Origin of the sequence: Massilia sp. 9I (assembly GCF_902506415.1) — a bacterium.
Taxonomy (GTDB): Bacteria; Pseudomonadota; Gammaproteobacteria; order Burkholderiales; family Burkholderiaceae_D; genus Telluria.
The window spans coordinates 4,564,753-4,582,661 of the sequence record NZ_LR733275.1; the positions used below are offsets into that span (position 1 = coordinate 4,564,753).

Annotated in this window: 14 protein-coding genes; 4 read left to right on the top strand and 10 right to left on the bottom strand. The window is 65.6% G+C overall.

What is annotated here, in order from left to right:
- Together GV068_RS20330 and GV068_RS20335 are read right to left on the bottom strand one after the other, a co-directional pair.
- Positions 1–894: a LysR family transcriptional regulator gene (locus tag GV068_RS20330; RefSeq protein ID WP_159702082.1), complete on the bottom strand. Its 894-nt coding sequence runs from the start codon at positions 892–894 to the stop codon at positions 1–3.
- A gap of 76 nt (positions 895–970) precedes the next feature.
- Complete coding sequence (locus tag GV068_RS20335) at positions 971–1,201, bottom strand: TIGR04438 family Trp-rich protein (RefSeq protein ID WP_159702085.1); 231 nt, start codon at positions 1,199–1,201, stop codon at positions 971–973.
- Between the two features lie 179 nt (positions 1,202–1,380).
- On the opposite strand from GV068_RS20335, the gene GV068_RS20340 reads away from it, so the two are divergent.
- On the top strand, positions 1,381–1,689 hold the full coding sequence (locus GV068_RS20340) for a c-type cytochrome (RefSeq protein WP_159702088.1): 309 nt from the start codon (positions 1,381–1,383) through the stop codon (positions 1,687–1,689).
- A 119-nt stretch (positions 1,690–1,808) separates the two neighbouring features.
- Here GV068_RS20340 and GV068_RS20345 read toward each other — a convergent pair whose 3' ends face one another.
- The 8 genes from GV068_RS20345 to folD all read right to left on the bottom strand — a co-directional run bounded on the left by GV068_RS20345 (position 1,809) and on the right by folD (position 11,059).
- Positions 1,809–2,531 (bottom strand): SIMPL domain-containing protein, encoded by a 723-nt coding sequence (locus GV068_RS20345; RefSeq protein ID WP_159702091.1) that lies wholly within the window; start codon positions 2,529–2,531, stop codon positions 1,809–1,811.
- A 98-nt stretch (positions 2,532–2,629) separates the two neighbouring features.
- Positions 2,630–4,186, bottom strand: a complete 1,557-nt coding sequence (locus GV068_RS20350; protein WP_159702094.1) for an FAD-dependent oxidoreductase — start codon at positions 4,184–4,186, stop codon at positions 2,630–2,632.
- 84 nt (positions 4,187–4,270) lie between these two features.
- Complete coding sequence (locus GV068_RS20355) at positions 4,271–6,433, bottom strand: NHL repeat-containing protein (RefSeq protein WP_159702097.1); 2,163 nt, start codon at positions 6,431–6,433, stop codon at positions 4,271–4,273.
- A 144-nt stretch (positions 6,434–6,577) separates the two neighbouring features.
- Positions 6,578–7,111, bottom strand: coding sequence for a transposase (locus GV068_RS20360; RefSeq protein WP_159702100.1), 534 nt, complete (start codon positions 7,109–7,111; stop codon positions 6,578–6,580).
- An 84-nt stretch (positions 7,112–7,195) separates the two neighbouring features.
- A complete protein-coding gene (locus tag GV068_RS20365; protein ID WP_159702104.1) occupies positions 7,196–7,561 on the bottom strand; it encodes a hypothetical protein in 366 nt (121 codons plus the stop codon).
- Positions 7,558–7,983 (bottom strand): DNA polymerase III subunit chi, encoded by a 426-nt coding sequence (locus GV068_RS20370; protein WP_159702108.1) that lies wholly within the window; start codon positions 7,981–7,983, stop codon positions 7,558–7,560. Before GV068_RS20370 ends, GV068_RS20365 begins: the two co-directional genes overlap by 4 nt.
- A gap of 46 nt (positions 7,984–8,029) precedes the next feature.
- Positions 8,030–10,132 carry a M3 family metallopeptidase gene (locus GV068_RS20375; protein ID WP_201303322.1) on the bottom strand — a complete coding sequence of 701 codons (2,103 nt, stop codon included), beginning with the start codon at positions 10,130–10,132 and terminating at the stop codon, positions 8,030–8,032.
- An 18-nt stretch (positions 10,133–10,150) separates the two neighbouring features.
- Complete coding sequence (gene folD, locus GV068_RS20380; protein ID WP_159702111.1) at positions 10,151–11,059, bottom strand: bifunctional methylenetetrahydrofolate dehydrogenase/methenyltetrahydrofolate cyclohydrolase FolD; 909 nt, start codon at positions 11,057–11,059, stop codon at positions 10,151–10,153.
- 336 nt (positions 11,060–11,395) lie between these two features.
- Here folD and aceE point away from each other — a divergent pair, with 336 nt between their 5' ends.
- The 3 genes from aceE to lpdA all read left to right on the top strand — a co-directional run bounded on the left by aceE (position 11,396) and on the right by lpdA (position 17,721).
- A complete protein-coding gene (aceE, locus tag GV068_RS20385; RefSeq protein ID WP_159702114.1) occupies positions 11,396–14,107 on the top strand; it encodes a pyruvate dehydrogenase (acetyl-transferring), homodimeric type in 2,712 nt (903 codons plus the stop codon).
- A gap of 127 nt (positions 14,108–14,234) precedes the next feature.
- Positions 14,235–15,872: a dihydrolipoyllysine-residue acetyltransferase gene (gene aceF / locus GV068_RS20390; RefSeq protein ID WP_159702117.1), complete on the top strand. Its 1,638-nt coding sequence runs from the start codon at positions 14,235–14,237 to the stop codon at positions 15,870–15,872.
- 10 nt (positions 15,873–15,882) lie between these two features.
- A complete protein-coding gene (lpdA, locus tag GV068_RS20395) occupies positions 15,883–17,721 on the top strand; it encodes a dihydrolipoyl dehydrogenase (protein WP_159702120.1) in 1,839 nt (612 codons plus the stop codon).
- Positions 17,722–17,909: the final 188 nt, after the last annotated feature.

A 17,909-nucleotide genomic window follows, 5' to 3' on the forward strand; every position in this document is an offset into this window, starting at 1 on the left:
TTATTCTTTCTCGAGTAAGTCCAGGAAGCCCCTGAGCACGGGCGAGGCATTGTCGCGGCGCCAGGCCAGGCCCGTCTCGGCCAGCGGCGTCGGATCGACCAGGGCCCGGTATTCTACGCCCGCGCGCATCAGGTTCGACACGGATTGTGGCACAAGTGCCAATCCCATGCCGCCGGAAACCAGGCTGACGATGGTCTGCATCTGCAGCGCTTCCTGCCCGATGACGGGGGTGATGCCAGCCGCGCGAAACGCCCCCAGGATGGCGTCGTGCAGAGCCGGTGCGGCCGCGCGCGGGAAGATCACCAGCGGCAGCGGCGGCAGGTCGCGCAGCCGTACCGGCCCCTTGCCGCGCAGCGCGTCCAGCCCAGCGGGCGCGCACAGGATCAGCGGCTCGGCCAAGACCTTGCGGTAGCCGAGCGCGTCGCCGGGCATCACGGACAGTGGCGGGATCACGAAGCCGGCGTCGACCCGGCCCTGCAGCAGCGCTTCCAGCTGGACGTCGGTGGTGGCTTCCTGCAGCACCAGGCGCACGCCGGGGAAGGCGGCGCGGTAGCGCTGCAGGATGGACGGCAGCACGCTGTAGTCGGCGGTGGAGACAAACGCGAGGGTGAGGCGGCCCGCTTCGCCGTTGGCGACGCGGCGCACCAGATCGGGCAGGGCGCCGGCCTCCTGCAGGATGCGGCGCGCTTCCGGCAGCAGTGCGCTGCCGGCGGCGGTGAGCGCCACCTGGCGCCGGTTGCGCAGGAACAGCGGAGCGCCGAGCAGCTCCTCGAGCCCGGCGATGCTTTGCGACAGCGGCGGCTGCGTCATGTGCAGGCGCTCGGCGGCGCGGCCGAAGTGGAGTTCTTCGGCCACCGTCACGAAATGGCGGAGCTGGCGGAGTTCGAGATTCATTGATACGCGCTGTGTATGGATTGGGGCCGGTGATATGCAGAACATATCACACTACACGGCGCGCTTTATTGCGGATTCAGGTCTTGCGGCGCTTGTCGAATGCCTGTTTCACGCGGGCCTCGCGGCGGCTGTTGAGGACATTGTGTTCCTTCTTCTTGTCGAGTCCGAGCACTTTCTCGATGAACTCGAACCAGATGAAGGCGACCACCATCAGCCCGATGATGGACCACCAGGACAGGTCGGCGAAACGCCAGACTTCGAACAAGCGCAGGCCGCTCAGGGCGGCGATCAAGAGGATGAGGGGCATGGGAGGACTCCTTATCCCATGCATATTAACCATAAAAACGTTGCCGCGTGGAAAAATCTCACACTTTGTGAAGATCCGCCAACAATGCAGCCCTGTTACCGGCGTAACAGGGTGTATCCCGCCATGAACCTGGCGACAATCCACGGTAGAATGCATTCGTCATAAACCTGGAGAAACAAATGAAACGCTCGTTGTTGTTGTGTGTGGTGATGTCGGCCTTCGCGTCCACCAGCGCGTTCGCCCAAGCCGACCTGGCGAAAGCCAAGAATTGCATGGCTTGCCACGCAGTCGCCAACAAGCTGGTCGGCCCGTCCTACAAGGACGTCGCGGCCAAGTACGAGGGCCAGAAAGGCGCGGAAGACAAGCTGGTGCAGAAAGTCATGAAGGGCGGTGCGGGCGTCTGGGGCCCGGTGCCGATGCCGGCCAACCCGCAGGTGAGCGAGGCCGAAGCCCGCAGCCTGGTGAAATGGGTGCTGTCGCAGAAGTAATCGTCATCCGCGAATGAGAAAAGCGCGCCTGCGAAAGCAGAGCGCGCTTTTGTTTTTTGTAGGGTGCTCGGTGATGCCGAGCGCGCGTCCAATCGGCAATTGCATGCCAGGGAGCGTCTTTATTTGCCGCCGATCCGGTAGATCACGTCGACCGACTGCGCCAGGCGGATAGCCTGCACCAGCGCCATTTCGGTACGCGCTCCGGTGCGGCGGCCGCCGCTGGAGCGGGCATTCGAGTCGCTGGCCATGCCCATCGCGTTCGACAGGTTTTTCAAAGCCCCGATCGACACGCCGCTGGCCGGCCCCAGCTTGGCGCCGACGCCGCGCGCAATCTCCTGGGCCTTCGCCTTGGCCATGCGGAGCGCCTGCTGCAGCAGGTCCGCTTCGACCTTCTGGCGGTCGCTGCGATTGAACGCGACGGTCAGCGATTCGAGGTCCTTCATGACCAGCAGCGCGCGCATGACCGGTGTCCAGTGTTCCAGGTTGCGCACGGTGATGTGCAGCGAGACCCGGGTCTCCATCGGCAGCGGCTGGCCCTCCGGCAGGACCTCGACCTTGCGCGGGCGGCGAACGATGTCCTGCACCAGCACGTCCTCAGGCGCGATGCCGTTCTCGGCGAACAGCGCGCGGCCGGCTTCCAGCCGTTCGTTGACGAGCTTGAAGGCCGCCTCGGCATCGGGTTCGAGCGACACGATGTCGATATCGATTTCGCCGACGTCCGGCATGATGTACTGGTCGGCGGTCGCGTTGACGTGGATGAAGGGATGGTTGGGCAGGTCCGCCGCCATGCCGGGCAGGGCGGTGGCGGCGAGCAGCAGGGCGGCGGCGAATCGTTTCAGCATGCGAGGCACTCCGTGAGCGGTGGGAATGCCTCGACAATAAATTAACTAGACATGTGTGTCTACAAATTTCAAAGCCGCCCGCAGCACTTATGCGTGATTCATAGAACGGCTGGTCTAGGCATGCAGACGCGGAAGCGCTGGTAGTCGAGGTCGCAGAAATAATCCTCCAGCGCCTGCGCCGAGGCGCCCGGGTCGCACAGCGCGACGTAGCCGTCCGGCCGCAGCAGGTAGCCCGCGTTGCGCGCGAAGCCGGCCTCGTCGTGCTCCTGGCGCCACTCGAACTCGCGCAGGATCATGCCGTGGCGGTCGCACCAGGCGCGCAGGTCGGGATAGGCCTGGCCGTAGACGTGCACCTGCCAGTCGATGCGCGCCGGCGGCGCGTAGTTGTCCTGGCCGTCCTCGCCGCTGGCGACCCAGGGCAGGCGGTCGCCGCCATGCACGCGTCCCGCCACGCCGCTCGACAGCGGGCTGTCGTGGTAGTTGATGGTGGTCTGCGACAGGATCCGGAAGATCGACTCGCGCACCGGCTTGACGCCGTAGGCCGCGCTGGCGAAGGTCGGCGCGATGCGGGTGCGCACGAAGTCGGCGACGCTGCTCTCCGCGGTGACGAAGCTGAACAGGCGGTCGGTGGTGTCGACCAGCTTGCGGGCGAAGGCGATCCGCTCCTTCTCGTAGGTGTCGAGCAGGCTGTCGCGTGCGTCGCCGCGCACCACGGCGGCCAGCTTCCAGGCCAGGTTGATGGCGTCGCCGATGCCGGTGTTCATGCCCTGGCCGCCGGCCGGGCTGTGCACGTGGGCGGCGTCGCCGAGCAGGAAGGCGCGCCCCTGGCGGTAGTGGTCGGTGACCCGGTGGTGCACACGGTAGGTCGAGAACCAGTGCACCTGCTCGACCTCGAGCCCGAGCGCGGCCATGGCGCGGTGGCTGACGTCGTTGAAAGTGAGCGCGTCGACATCGCCGCGCTCGTCGCGGATGGTGCCGACCAGGCGCCCGCGTCCGGCATCGTCGTAGCCGAGGAAGATCACGAAGTCGGAGGTTTCGAGCGAGAGGTGGATCTCGCCGTTGGCGGCCCGGCCGCGCGACTGGACATCGGCGACGTAGAAGATGTGGTCGTAGGTGCCGCCCCCGAAGCCCGTGCCGAGCTTGTGCCGCACCATCGAGCGGGCGCCGTCGCAGCCGGCCAGGTAGCGCGCGCCGACCTCGAGGTCCGGCCCGCCGGCCTGGATCAGCCGGGCAGTGACGCCGTCCGCGGTTTCCTCGAAGTCCGCCAGTTCGGTGCGGCGCTGGATGCGTACGCCGGCGGCTTCCAGGTGGCGCTCCAGCAGTTGCTCGTGCGCGTCCTGAGGATAGATCAGCACATAGGGGTAGGGCGTCAGGCGCGACCCGGCGTCGCGCAGCGACAGCCGGGCGCGGCGCTTGCCCTTGACCCAGAGGTTGATGCAGGGATTCGGCCGGCCGGCGGCCGCCACCTCCTCGGCCAGGCCGAGCGGTCGATACAGTTCCAGCGTGCGCGCCTGAACCGCCATCGCGCGCGAGGTCGTGCCCGGCTCCTCGGCGCGGTCGACGATGCAGACCCGGATGCCCTGCTTGGCCAGCGCCAGCGCCAGCACCATGCCGGTGGGGCCCGCACCGGCGACGAGTACGTCATATCGGTCCATGATGAGCTCCTGTTACAAGCTTCGTCTTGCACAGATGCCGCCGCGGGACGGATGTTCCGCGGTTATCCGAACTTCATTGTAGGCTCACTCGATGACAAGCGACAGGTCGCGTCCTTCGAGCGCCACCTGGCCGGCGTAGTCGGCCGCGTAGATGCGCAGGATGTACTCGCCAGGCGCCACGCCGCCGAGCTGCCAGCTGCCGGTCTGCACCTCGCCATCCTGCAGGCGGCTGTGGAGCGCATAGGCGAAACGGGTGGCCTGGCTGCCGTACACGGTGATGCCGCTGTTGGGCGCATATACGGCCTTCACCGCATCCGGGTTGCGCGGCAGGCGGTCGTAGACCTGGGTGATCAGGGGACGCTCGTAACCGGCCACGGGCGTGCCGTCGGCGCGCAGCAGCTGGTAGCCGAGCTTGTACAGGCCGAGGCGGCGGCGCGCCAGGTTGCCGTCGACCTGGTCGTAGGCGTCGACCACGATGTTCACCTCGCCCAGCGCACGTGGCACGCGCAGGCGCTTGTCAGCAACCGGGTGCTTGCGCGTGCCGACTGGCGCGCGCAAACGCTTGCCGGTGCTGTCGAACAGGGCGATGCTGTTGATGCGCGGCGCCACCGTGTCGGTGAAGCCCACAAAGGGCAGGCTGAGCGGATTGACCACCGCGCCGCCCTGGTAATAGTCGAGGTGGACGTGGGCCATGGCGTTGATGGTGCCGAGCGGGTCGCCCACGGCAAAGCGGGTGCCGCGCGGTATGCGCACGCGCTCGGCCTTGCCGCGTTCCCCGGTCAGCACGATGAAGCGCGGGTCGAGCGGCTTGCCGCGGGTGTCGCGGCCGACGCGCATGTGGATGTACGAGAGCGGCCCCAGGCTGATGCCCTCGCTGAGCGAATCGAAGCCCCAGTTGGCGTAAGGGTCGGAGATCTTGGACGGGAACACGGCCAGCACCTTCGAGCCGACGTCGGCGCGTACGTCGAGGCCGGCATGGAAGTGGTCGCGGCTCTCGCCGCTGTAGCTGCCGCGCACCTCGCCCATCACGCCCACCACCTCATGCACCATGTCCTGCGGGCCGACCGGCCAGGGCATCGGCTCCTTGCGCGCCACCGCGACCGGCTGCGGCCGTGCGGGCGCCGCTTCGCCCTGGCGTGGACTGGACAGGCGGTGCAGCCGGTGGGCCTGGGCGTCTGCCACCACCAGGCTGCCATCGCGCTCGACCGCGATGCCGCGCGGGCCGTAGAGCTGCACGGTGCCGTCGGGGCCGAAGCCGTCGTTCGAGGCCGGCACATCGGCGTCGGGCAGCGGACGCACTTCGCCTTCCGGCGTGAGCTGCAGGATGCGGCCGCCCGAGCTGGCGGCGATGTAGAGGTAGCCGTCGCGCGTCAGGGCCAGGCCGACCGGGCGCCGCAGCGGGGCGCGGCGCTCGCCTTCAGCCGGGGCCGCGATGGTGGTGACGGTGCCGTCGCTCGCGACGCGGCGGATCGCGTTGTTGCCGGTGTCGGCCACATACAGCGTGCCGTTGGTGGTCACCGCCAGCGCGCTCGGGGTATCGAAACTGGCGGCGGCGCCGACGCCGTCCGCGTAGCCCGGCTTGGCGCCGCCCGCGATGGTCGTCACGACGCCGTCGCGGCCGATGCGGCGGATGCGGTCGTTATAGGTGTCGGCCACGTAGACCACGCCAGTGTCGTCCACCGCGATGCCGACCGGGCCGTTGAACTGGGCCGCACGGCCAATGCCGTCCGCATCGCCCGGCGTGCCGTTGCCCGCCAGGGTGGTGACGCTGCCGTCCTTCGTGATTTTCCGGATCGCGTGGTTGCCGGTGTCGGCCACGAACAGGCTGCCCTCGTGGTCGAAGGCGAGGGCGGACGGGGTGTGGAAGGCGGCAGCGGTGCCCATGCCGTCCTGGAAGCCTTCCTTGCTGCCGGCGAAGGTCGCGACCGTGCCGTCGGGCGCAATGATGCGGATGCGGTTGGTGTCACCGGCGTCGGCGACGTAGACCTTGCCCTTGGTGTCCAGGGCCACGCCGAACGGATCGTCGAAGCGGCTCGATGCGGCCGGGCCGTCGGCGGCGCCGGGAATGCCGTCGCCGGCCAGCGTGGTCACGCGCGCAGGCCAGAAAGGAACGGTTTTCGCCGCCTTCGGCGTGAACACCGCCAGCGCGCCCGGCTGGCGCTCGATGGTATCGGTGAAATAGAGGACGGCGCCGGCAATGGCGACGCCTGCGCCCGCAAGCGCGGCGATGAGGACTTTGCGGTTCACAAGGGACGGTGATTGATTGCAGAGGCTGCAATCTTAGCCGAAGGAGGAGCGCCGTGTCATTTGCAACGGATCGGGGATATGGTGTTCGTAGGGTGGGCGGGTCTCCCGCCCACGCGTTCAACCGGCTGATGCGTAGGTGCGATGCTATTCGAACTCCATACCATCGCATGCGGGGTTCCCACCCCAATCTGCAGGGTATATGCCCGCACGGACAAATCGACTGAACGTTGAATATGGCCACGCAGACGCGGCGGCCACGAACCCATGCTTCACGGGGTTGTAATGTATGTAATCCACATGTCGTTCCATATCAGTTTCATCCCGAATCTGATGTTCCCAGAAACGACGTTGCCAGATCGCCGCAGTGCGCTGGCGCTGTCGCGATGCCGACAGCGTCCCCGAATACCGCTGGCCGCATGCATGCGAAACGTAGTGTTTGATTTGTGACCAGCGCAATGAAAAATCGGTGTCACCGTCGGGCAGTGTCCAGATGCAATGCAGGTGATCCGGCATCAGGACCATTGCATTCGTCGTGAATGGAAGCCGAGTCCGCACGTTTTCGATGGCATGACGGAGTGCATCGCGCACGGCGCCGTCACAAAGGATTGGGCGGCGGCGGTGGGTGACGACCGTAAAGAAGTAGGAAGTGCCGGTCAGGGCGCGGCGATAGTGAGGCATCGACGCATGGTAGTTCGGTGCCGGAGTTGGAGTGTGCGTCAGATCAAGCGTGATTTAAACGCGTGGGCGGGAGACCCGCCCACCCTACGATCGTAGGTATTCGATTTCTTTAGCTACGGCTTGGCCGACGATTTCGCCGAGCGCCTCGTGCAGCCCTTCGCGCAGGTCGGCGGTGAAGGTTTCCAGGGTGCGCTGCATGGCATCGGCCATGGCGTCGCGCACGCGCTGCTCGAGCACGAAGTCGACCCGGCCCTGCAGCTGCTGCAGCACGCGTTCGGTGACGCGGCGTTCCAGCACGCTCCATTCCTCGCCGGTCCAGCGTTCGGTGGCGCGGCGTTCGAGCTGTTCGGCCACAGGTTCCTGGGCCGGCGCCGGCGCGGGCGCCACCGGCTCGGTGACGACTTCGGTCAGTACCGGGATGCTGGGGTCGAAAGCGGGGCTCTGGCTCATGACTGTCCTGCGACGAAGTGGGTCAGGGGATAGTTCTGCTTCTTGTAGGCGACGTAGCGCTGGCGCCCGGCCGCGGCGTCTTCTTCGTCGACCGAGATGATCTCGAACACGCGCGCGAACTGCGATAGTAGCGCAGGTGTGCGGCGGGTGAGGTTGACCAGCATCTCATGATGCGGCAATGGCAGGGCCTCATCAAAGGTGACGATGACCGGCGTCTGGTCCGCCAGCGGGTCGCCGGCCGGCACGTGGGGGACGAAGTCGGTGTCCGCGAGCGTCCACAAGGCCGTGTTCAGCGCCTCGGCCTGGGCGGCGTCCTCGGCCAGCACCACCACCCTGGCCTTCGATGCGTAAGCCTTGCGGGCGAGGCGGCAGGCGTAGGCCAGCTTGTCGGGGATGTTGGTGTGGAAGTCGATACGGGTCATGGTGCTATTGTAGAACGGGGCGGCACCTGGCCGCCCCTTGGGAACATCAGGCGCCTGCGTTGTTCTGCGCGCCGCCCTGGTGCATGCCGCTGTGGCGCAGCAGCGCGTCGATCGAGGGTTCGCGGCCGCGGAAGGCCTTGAACGATTCCAGCGCCGGACGCGAGCCGCCCACCGCCAGGATCTCCTGCTGGAAGCGCTTGCCGGTTTCCTGCAGCTGGCCGGACTCCAGCGCTTCCTCGAAGGCCGCATAGGCGTCGGCGGACAGCACCTCGGCCCACTTGTAGCTGTAGTAGCCGGCCGCATAGCCGCCCGAGAAGATGTGGCCGAAGGAATGCTGGAAGCGGTTGAAGCTCGGCGGAATCATCACCGAGAACTGCTTGCGGATGTCGTCGATCAGGTTCTGGACGGTGCGCTCGGCTTTCGGGTCGAAGTCGTAATGCAGGTGCATGTCGATCAGCGAGAACTCGACCTGGCGCAGCGTCATCATCCCGGACTGGAAGTTCTTCGCCGCCAGCATCTTGTCATACAGCGCGCGCGGCAGCGGCTCGCCGGTCTTCACGTGCGCGGTCATCTGCTGCAGCTTGTCCCACTCCCAGCAGAAGTTTTCCATGAACTGCGAAGGCAGCTCAACCGCATCCCATTCGACGCCCGAGATGCCCGACACCGACAGCTCCTCGACTTCGGTCAGCATGTGGTGCAGGCCGTGGCCGAATTCGTGGAACAGGGTGATGACTTCGTCGTGCGTGAACAGCGATGGCTGCAGCTTGCCGTCCACGCTTGCAGGCGGGGTAAAGTTGCAGGTCAGGTAGGCGATCGGGGTCTGCACGATGCCGCCGATCGTCACGCGGCGGCCGCGCGCGTCGTCCATCCAGGCGCCCTGGTTCTTGCCGGCGCGCGCGTACAGGTCGAGGTAGAACTGGCCGATCAGCTGGCCATCGCGCTCGATGCGGAAGAAGCGCACGTCCGGGTGCCACACAGGCGCCACGTCCTGCTTGACGCGCACGCCAAACAGGTCCTGGATGACGGTGAACAGGCCTTCGACGACCTTCGGCTCAGGGAAGTATTCCTTCACTTCCTTCTCCGAGAAGGCGTAGCGCTGCTCGCGCAGCTTTTCGGAGGCATAGGCCACGTCCCAGGACTGCAGGTCCTCGATGCCCAGCTCGTCTTTAGCGAAGGCACGCAGCTCTTCCAGGTCTTTCTCGGCGAACGGGCGGGCGCGCTTGGCCAGGTCTTCGAGGAACTCGACCACGTGCTGCGGGCTTTCCGCCATCTTCGGCACCAAGGAGACCTCGGCGAAGCTGCCGTATTCCAGCAGCTGGGCTTCTTCATGGCGCAGCTGCAGCAGCTTGACGATGTTGGCGGTGTTGTCCCACTCGGCCGCCTTGCTGAACATGGTGCCGGTGTCCGAGGCCTTGCTGGCGCTGGCGCGGTAGATGGTCTCACGCAGGGCGCGGTTGTCGCAGAACTGCAGTACCGGATAGTAGGACGGGAAGTGCAGGGTGAACTGCCAGCCGGACTTGCCGTCCTGCTCGGCCGAGGCGCGGGCGGCGGCCTTGACGTCGTCCGGGATGCCCGACAGTTCGGCTTCGTTCTCGACCAGCAGCTTGTAGTCGTTGGTTGCGTCCAGCACGTTCTGCGAGAAGCGGGTGGAGGTGGCGGCCTGCTGTTCCTGGATCTCGGCGAAGCGTTCCTTCTTATCCTCCGGCAGCTCGGCGCCCCCCAGGCGGAAGTCGCGCAGCGCGTTCTCGACGATGCGCTTGCGCGCCGGGCTCAGGGTGGCGTACTCGCTGCCCGCGCGCAGCTGCTTGTACTTCGCGAACAGCGCCTCGTTCTGGCCCAGCGAGGTCCAGAATTCGGTGACCTTCGGCTGGTTCTCGTTGTAGGTGGCGCGCAGCTCGGGCGTGTCCGCCACGTGGTTCAGGTGGTTGACCACGCCCCAGGCCCGGCCCAGGCGTTCGGTGGCTTCCTCGAGCGGGATCACGAAGCTGTCCCACGACACGCTATCGCTTGGTGCCTCCAGCTGGGCGACCACGTCGGCCGCCTGCTTGATCAGCTGTTCGATGGCCGGCGTCACGTGCTCCGGCTTGACCAGGTCGAACCGGGTCAGGCCCGAGAAATCGAGAAGGGGATTGCGGGTAGCGATGGTCATGGGGTTCCTTTACAAGGTTCAGGCCACGCCCGGCTTCGGTTCCATTCCCGTTGCCTGGCTGGGGCAGTTCTGGCTACTGGAGTGCACGCGTTCCGCGGACTCCACGGTGTTCATCAACAGCATGGTGATCGTCATCGGGCCGACACCGCCCGGCACTGGAGTGATGTGCGAAGCGACTTCGCGTACGCCCGCGTAATCCACGTCGCCGCACAGCTTGCCCGCGTCGTCGCGGTTCATGCCGACGTCGATCACGATCGCGCCCGGCTTCACCATGTCTGCCGTGAGGGTATTGCGGCGGCCGACGGCGGCCACCACGACATCGGCCTGGCGGGTGTACAGGCCCAGGTCCGGGGTCGCGCTATGGCAGATGGTGACGGTGGCGTTGGCTTGCAAGAGCAGCAGAGCCATCGGTTTGCCGACCGTATTCGAGCGGCCGATCACGACCGCGTGCTTGCCGCGCAGGTCGACGCCGGTGGTCTCGATCAGCTTCATGCAGCCGTACGGGGTGCAGGGACGGAAGCCCGGCAGGTTGGCGACCAGTTCGCCGGCCGACAGGACCGAGTAGCCGTCCACGTCCTTGGACGTCGCGATCGCTTCGATCACCTTGCTCGGGTCGATGTGCTTCGGCAGCGGCATCTGCACCAGGATGCCGTGGATCGCCGGGTCCGCGTTGAGGGCGGCGATGCGATCGAGCAGTGCCTGCTCGCTCAAATCTGCGTCGTACTTTTCCAGCACCGAGTGGAAGCCCACATCGCCGCAGGCCTTGACCTTGTTGCGCACGTAGACGTGGCTCGCCGGGTCCTCGCCGACCAGGATCACGGCCAGGCCCGGCTGGCGGCCGCTGGCGGTGAGTTTCGCGGCACGCTGGGCGATTTCGCCGCGCAGTTGTTGGGAAAGGAGGACTCCGTCGATGTTCTGGGCAGGCATGGATTGGCTCACGGCTAGGCAAAAATGAAATTATAAGGTCTTCATCCACTATCGCGCGCCGCAGCCGGCGAAGCATGGTCATATTTATAGGCCGCCTGTGCCAAAGGTGGGAGCGTGCGCCGCCGGCTTCGTTATACGATTGCCAATCCGCTCCACAGTGAAAAATGTGCGGTCGCAGCATCGAATTTCATTATGTGAAATGACATATCGCAATTTGAAAAAGCCAAACGCTACTGATAGAATCGAAGGGTTTATTTCCAGACATTTGAAATTTCACCATATCGCCGCCAGCCATGATTGGTATCGGGTGGGGCGCAAATCTTAGGAGACGCATTAATGTCAGCTCAACTCGACCAGTTGACGGCACAAGCTGCCAACGACCCGGACACCCTCGAAACCCAGGAATGGCTGGATGCGCTGGAAGCGGTGATCGAACATGAAGGTACCGAGCGCGCCCACTACCTGATGGAGCGCATGGTCGACCTGGCGCGCCGCCGTGGCGCCCACATCCCGTTCTCGAGCAATACCGCCTATGTGAACACCATCCCGGCGCACCTGAACGTGAACTGCCCGGGCAACCTGGAATACGAAGAGCGCCTGCGCTCGTGGATGCGCTGGAACGCGATGGCGATGGTGGTCAAGGCCAACCGCGCCGACGGCGACCTGGGTGGCCACATCTCCTCCTTCGCCTCGCTGGCGAACATGCTCGGCATCGGCTTCAACCACTTCTGGCACGCCCCGACCGAAGAACATGGCGGCGACCTGCTGTACATCCAGGGCCACTCGTCGCCGGGCATCTATGCGCGTGCTTACCTGGAAGGCCGCATCACCGAAGAGCAGATGCTGAACTTCCGCCGCGAAGTCGACGGCAAGGGCCTGTCCTCGTATCCGCACCCGAAACTGATGCCGGACTTCTGGCAGTTCCCGACCGTCTCGATGGGCCTGGGCCCCTTGATGGCGATCTACCAGGCGCGCTTCCTGAAGTACCTGCACGCGCGCGGCATCGCCGACACCGAGAACCGCAAGGTCTGGGTCTTCTGCGGCGACGGCGAGATGGACGAGCCGGAATCGATGGGCGCGATCGGCATGGCCGCACGCGAACGCCTCGACAACCTGGTCATGGTCGTCAACTGCAACCTGCAGCGCCTGGACGGTCCGGTGCGCGGCAACGGCAAGATCATCCAGGAACTGGAAGCGGACTTCCGCGGCGCCGGCTGGAACGTCGTCAAGGTCATCTGGGGCTCGCAGTGGGATGCGCTCCTGTCGAAGGACAAGGACGGCATCCTGCAGCGCGTGATGATGGAAACCGTCGACGGCGAATACCAGAACTACAAGGCCAAGGACGGCGCCTACGTGCGCAAGCACTTCTTCGGCAAGCATCCGGAGCTGCTCAAGATGGTCGCCAACATGAGCGACGACGACATCTGGCGCCTGACCCGCGGCGGCCACGACCCGCACAAGATCTACGCCGCGTTCAAGAACGCCCAGGAGAACAAGGGTTCGCCGACCGTGCTGCTGGTGAAAACCGTCAAGGGCTTCGGCATGGGCAAGTCGGGCGAGGCGCGCAACACCGCGCACCAGACCAAGAAGCTGGACGATGCCGCGATCCGCGAGATGCGCGACCGCTTCAACATTCCTATCCCGGACGACAAGCTGGCCGAGATCCCGTTCTTCAAGCCGTCCGACGATTCGCCGGAGATGCAGTACCTGCACGAGCGCCGAAAGGCCCTCGGCGGCTACCTGCCGCAGCGCCGTTCCAAGGCCGACGAGAACCTGATGGTGCCGGCGCTCGAGACCTTCAAGTCGGTGCTGGAGCCGACCGCGGAAGGCCGCGAGATCTCGACCACCCAGTCCTATGTGCGCGTGATCACCAGCCTGCTGAAAGACCCGAGCATCGGCCAGCGCATCGTGCCGATCCTGGTCGACGAATCGCGTACCTTCGGCATGGAAGGCCTGTTCCGCCAGATCGGTATCTTCAACCAGCAGGGCCAGCTGTACGAGCCGGTCGACCGCGACCAGGTGATGTACTACCGTGAAGACAAGGCCGGCCAAATCCTGCAGGAGGGTATCAACGAAGCGGGCGGCATGAGCTCGTGGATCGCCGCGGCGACCTCGTACTCGTCGAACAACCGCACCATGATCCCGTTCTACACCTTCTACTCGATGTTCGGGATGCAGCGTGTGGGCGACCTGGTCTGGCTGGCGGGCGACATCCGCGCGCGCGGCTTCCTGATGGGCGGCACCGCCGGCCGCACCACGCTGAACGGCGAAGGCCTGCAGCACGAGGACGGCCACAGCCACATCATCGCGGCCACCGTGCCGAACTGCCTGCCGTACGACCCGACCTTCGGGCATGAAGTGGCCGTGATCATCCAGGACGGCCTGCGCCGGATGGTGCAAGAACAGGAAGACGTGTTCTACTACATCACCATCATGAACGAGAACTACGCGCATCCGGGCATCAAGCCGGGCCAGGAAGAGGGCATCCTGAAGGGCATGTACCTGCTCCAGGAAGGCGCCGCGATCCAGGGCAGCAAGGACCAGGCCAAGCGTGTGCAGCTGATCGGCTGCGGCACCATCCTGCGCGAGTCGATCTTCGCCGCCGAACTGCTCAAGAACGACTGGGGCGTGGATGCGGACGTGTGGTCGGCGCCGTCGCTGACGCTGCTGGCCCGTGACGGCCAGGACGCCGAGCGCTGGAACATGGTGAACCCGGACGCCGAGCAACGCGTGCCGTACGTGACCTCGCTGCTGCAGAACACCGCCGGCCCGATCGTCGCGACCACCGACTACATGCGCATGTTCGCCGAGCAGATCCGCGCCTTCATGCCGCAGGGCCGCACCTACAAGGTGCTGGGCACCGACGGCTTCGGCCGCTCGGATTCGCGCGTCAAGCTGCGCGAGTTCTTCGAAGTGAACCGCTACTACGTCACCGTCGCCGCGCTGCGTGCGCTGGCCGATGAAGGCAAGATCGACCGCGCCGTCGTGGCGCAGGCGATCCAGAAGTACGGCATCGACCAGAACAAGCCGAATCCTGTGACCCAGTAAATGCTCACCACCGTCGCTCCGGCGAAGGCCGGAGCCCAAGTTTGTATGAGTGCACGCAAAACTTGGGTCCCGGCCTGCGCCGGGACGACGTGCGGAAGCTAACTCAAAGAATAACGGAGCTAACACTATGAGCATTGTGGAAGTCAAAGTCCCTGATATCGGCGACTTCAAGGAAGTGGAAGTCATCGAATTGATGGTCAAGCCGGGCGACACGATCAAGGTCGACCAGTCGCTGGTGACCGTCGAGTCGGACAAGGCCAGCATGGAAATCCCATCCAGCCACGCCGGCGTCGTGAAAGAAATCAAAGTGAAGGTCGGCGACAAGGTTGCCGAAGGTTCGCTGGTGCTGCTGGTCGAGGAAGCAGGCGGCGCTGCCGCTGCGCCCGCAGCTGCCGCACCTGCCGCTGCAGCGCCTGCACCGGCCGCTGAAGCCGCGCCGGCACCGGCTGCAGCTCCTGCAGCATCGGGCGGCATCGTCGAAGTCACCGTGCCGGACATCGGCGACTTCAAGGAAGTCGAAGTCATCGAACTAATGGTCAAGCCGGGCGACCAGATCAAGGTCGACCAGTCCTTGATCACGGTCGAATCGGACAAGGCGAGCATGGAGATCCCGTCCAGCCACGCCGGTACCGTCAAGGAAATCAAAGTGAAGGTGGGCGACAAGGTTGCCAAGGGTTCGCTGGTGCTGCTGGTGGAATCCACCGGCGGTGCAGCTGCTCCCGCACCGAGCGCTGCTGCTGCGGCGCCAGCCGCTGCCGCACCGGCCGCTGCTGCCCCTGCACCAGCTGCCGCAGCGCCGGCGCCTGCCGCAGCGCCCGCACAAGGCGTCACGGGCTCGAAAGCCCACGCTTCGCCGTCGATCCGCAAGTTCGCCCGTGAACTGGGCGTGGACCTGGCGCGCGTGCCGGGCACCGGCCCGAAAGGCCGCATCACCCAGCAGGACGTGCAGAACTTCGTCAAGGGCGTGATGGCTGCCGGCCCAACGGCTGCTGCCCCGTCGAAGGGCGGTTCCGGCGGCGGCATGGAAGTGCTGGCCTGGCCATCGCTCGACTTCTCGAAGTTCGGTCCGACCGAAACCGTGGCCCTGCCGCGCATCAAGAAGATCTCGGGCCCGAACCTGCACCGCAACTGGGTCATGATTCCGCACGTGACGCACTTCGAGGACGCCGACGTCACCGACCTGGAACAGTTCCGCGTCGATTCGAATGCCGCGCTGGCCAAGCAGAAGTCGACCGTCAAGCTGACCATGCTGGCCTTCGTCATCAAGGCCTCGGTGGCAGCACTGAAGAAGTTCCCGCAATTTAATTCGTCGCTGTCCGAAGACGGCGGCAGCCTGATCGTCAAGCAGTACTTCAACATCGGCTTCGCGGCCGACACCCCGAACGGCCTGGTGGTTCCGGTCGTGAAGGATGCGGACAAGAAGACCATCTCGCAGATCGCCGTCGAAATGGGCGAGCTGTCGGCACAGGCGCGCGACGGCAAGCTGTCGCCGAGCGCAATGCAGGGCGCGACCTTCACCATCTCGTCGCTGGGCGGCATCGGTGGCACGGCCTTCACGCCGATCATCAATGCGCCGGAAGTGGCGATCCTGGGCCTGTCGAAGTCGGCGATGAAGCCGGTGTGGGATGGTTCGAGCTTCCAGCCGCGCCTGATGCTGCCGCTGTCGCTGTCCTATGACCACCGCGTCATCGACGGCGCGGGCGCTGCGCGCTTCGCCGCCTACCTGGCCGATGTGCTGGCCGACCTGCGCAAGACCCTTCTGTGAGGAGCCGAGCATGAGCACTGTTGAAGTGAAGGTTCCGAACATCGGCGACTTCAAGGACGTCGAAGTCATCGAACTGCTGGTCAAGCCGGGCGATACCATCAAGGTCGACCAGTCCCTGGTCACCGTCGAATCGGACAAGGCCAGCATGGAGATCCCGTCGACGAACGCAGGCGTGGTCAAGGAAGTGAAGGTCAAGGTCGGCGACAAGGTGAACGAAGGTTCGCTGCTGCTGATGATCGAGGAATCCGGCGCCGGCGCAGCCGCACCAGCGGCCGAAGCCAAGCCTGCAGCCCAGATCGGCGCGCAGGCAGTGGCGCCGACCGCCGCTGCCGCGCCGACCGATTCCTACGCACCGGCGCACCCGGCGCCCGCAGCTGCTCAGGCAGCGGCGCCGGCGCCTGGCGCGGCCAGCTACAGCGGCCAGGTCGACATCGAATGCGACATGATGGTGCTGGGCGCGGGTCCGGGCGGCTATTCCGCCGCCTTCCGCGCGGCCGACCTCGGCATGAACACCGTGCTGGTCGAGAAGTATGCGACCCTGGGCGGCGTCTGCCTGAACGTGGGCTGCATCCCGTCCAAGGCCCTGTTGCACGTGGCGCACATCATGGACGAAACCGCGCACATGGCCGACCTGGGCGTGAGCTTCGCCAGGCCCGACGTCGACATCGACAAGCTGCGCGCCTATAAGGATGGCGTGATCAAGAAGATGACCGGCGGCCTGAACTTCATGGCCAAGGCGCGCAAGGTCAATGTGGTGCAGGGCGTGGGCCAGTTCCTCAGCCCGAACCACATCGAAGTGACTGCCGCCGACGGTTCGAAGAAAGTCGTCAAGTTCGCGAAAGCGATCATCGCCGCAGGTTCCGCAGTGGTGAAGCTGCCCTTCGTGCCGGAAGATCCGCGCATCGTTGATTCGACCGGCGCGCTCGAACTGCGCCAGGTACCGAAGCGCATGCTGGTGATCGGCGGCGGCATTATCGGCCTGGAGATGGCAACCGTGTACTCGACCCTGGGTGCGCGCATCGACGTGGTCGAGATGATGGATGGCCTGATGCAGGGCGCGGACCGCGAGGCCGTCAAGGTCTGGCAGAAGTACAACGCGCACCGCTTCGACAACATCATGTTGAAGACCAAGACCGTCGGCGTGGAAGCACTGCCGGAAGGGATCAAGGTCACGTTCGAAGCCGCCGAAGCCGGCGCCGCCGCACCTGAGCCGCAATTGTACGACCTGGTGCTGGTGGCCGTCGGCCGCAGCCCGAACGGCAAGAAGATCGCCGCCGAAAAGGCCGGCGTTGCGGTCACCGACCGCGGCTTCATCGGCGTGGACGGCCAGATGCGCACCAACGTGCCGCACATCTTCGCCATCGGCGACCTGGTGGGCCAGCCGATGCTGGCGCACAAGGCGGTGCACGAGGCGCACGTGGCGGCCGAAGCGGCGCATGGCGAGAAGGCCTTCTTCGATGCCAAGGTGATTCCGTCGGTGGCCTACACCGATCCGGAAGTGGCGTGGGTCGGCCTGACCGAAGACGAAGCCAAGCAGAAGGGCATCGCGGTCGAGAAGGGCCACTTCCCGTGGAACGCCAGCGGCCGCGCGGTCGCCAACGGCCGCGACGAAGGCTTCACCAAGCTGTTGTTCGACGCCGAGACCAAGCGCATCATCGGCGGCACCATCGTCGGCACCAATGCCGGCGACATGATCGGCGAAGTGGCGCTGGCCATCGAGATGGGCGCGGACGGCGTGGACATCGGCAAGACCATCCACCCGCACCCGACCCTGGGCGAGTCGATCGGCATGGCGGCAGAAGCCTACAAGGGCGTCTGCACCGACCTGCCGCCGGCGCGGAAGAAGTGATCGCTGTTCTAGCGTGTTAGTGGAAAGGGGACCTGGCGGTCCCCTTTCTTTTTTGCGCTGGTGGCGACGGTGCGGACTTGGGTCCCGGCCTTCGCCGGGACGACGTGGTGAAGCAGGTAGGTAAAGCAATTTGTACTGCTAGCAGGGAGACCGTCATCCCGGCGAAGGCCGGATCCAATTTTTGCCCG

Coding starts and splice junctions, on each gene's coding strand:
- GV068_RS20330 (WP_159702082.1), bottom strand. CDS start 894: ATGAATCTCGAACTCCGCCAGCTCCGCCATTTCGTGACGGTGGCCGAA.
- GV068_RS20335 (WP_159702085.1), bottom strand. CDS start 1,201: ATGCCCCTCATCCTCTTGATCGCCGCCCTGAGCGGCCTGCGCTTGTTC.
- GV068_RS20340 (WP_159702088.1), top strand. CDS start 1,381: ATGAAACGCTCGTTGTTGTTGTGTGTGGTGATGTCGGCCTTCGCGTCC.
- GV068_RS20345 (WP_159702091.1), bottom strand. CDS start 2,531: ATGCTGAAACGATTCGCCGCCGCCCTGCTGCTCGCCGCCACCGCCCTG.
- GV068_RS20350 (WP_159702094.1), bottom strand. CDS start 4,186: ATGGACCGATATGACGTACTCGTCGCCGGTGCGGGCCCCACCGGCATG.
- GV068_RS20360 (WP_159702100.1), bottom strand. CDS start 7,111: ATGCCTCACTATCGCCGCGCCCTGACCGGCACTTCCTACTTCTTTACG.
- GV068_RS20365 (WP_159702104.1), bottom strand. CDS start 7,561: ATGAGCCAGAGCCCCGCTTTCGACCCCAGCATCCCGGTACTGACCGAA.
- GV068_RS20370 (WP_159702108.1), bottom strand. CDS start 7,983: ATGACCCGTATCGACTTCCACACCAACATCCCCGACAAGCTGGCCTAC.
- GV068_RS20375 (WP_201303322.1), bottom strand. CDS start 10,132: ATGACCATCGCTACCCGCAATCCCCTTCTCGATTTCTCGGGCCTGACC.
- folD (WP_159702111.1), bottom strand. CDS start 11,059: ATGCCTGCCCAGAACATCGACGGAGTCCTCCTTTCCCAACAACTGCGC.
- aceE (WP_159702114.1), top strand. CDS start 11,396: ATGTCAGCTCAACTCGACCAGTTGACGGCACAAGCTGCCAACGACCCG.
- aceF (WP_159702117.1), top strand. CDS start 14,235: ATGAGCATTGTGGAAGTCAAAGTCCCTGATATCGGCGACTTCAAGGAA.
- lpdA (WP_159702120.1), top strand. CDS start 15,883: ATGAGCACTGTTGAAGTGAAGGTTCCGAACATCGGCGACTTCAAGGAC.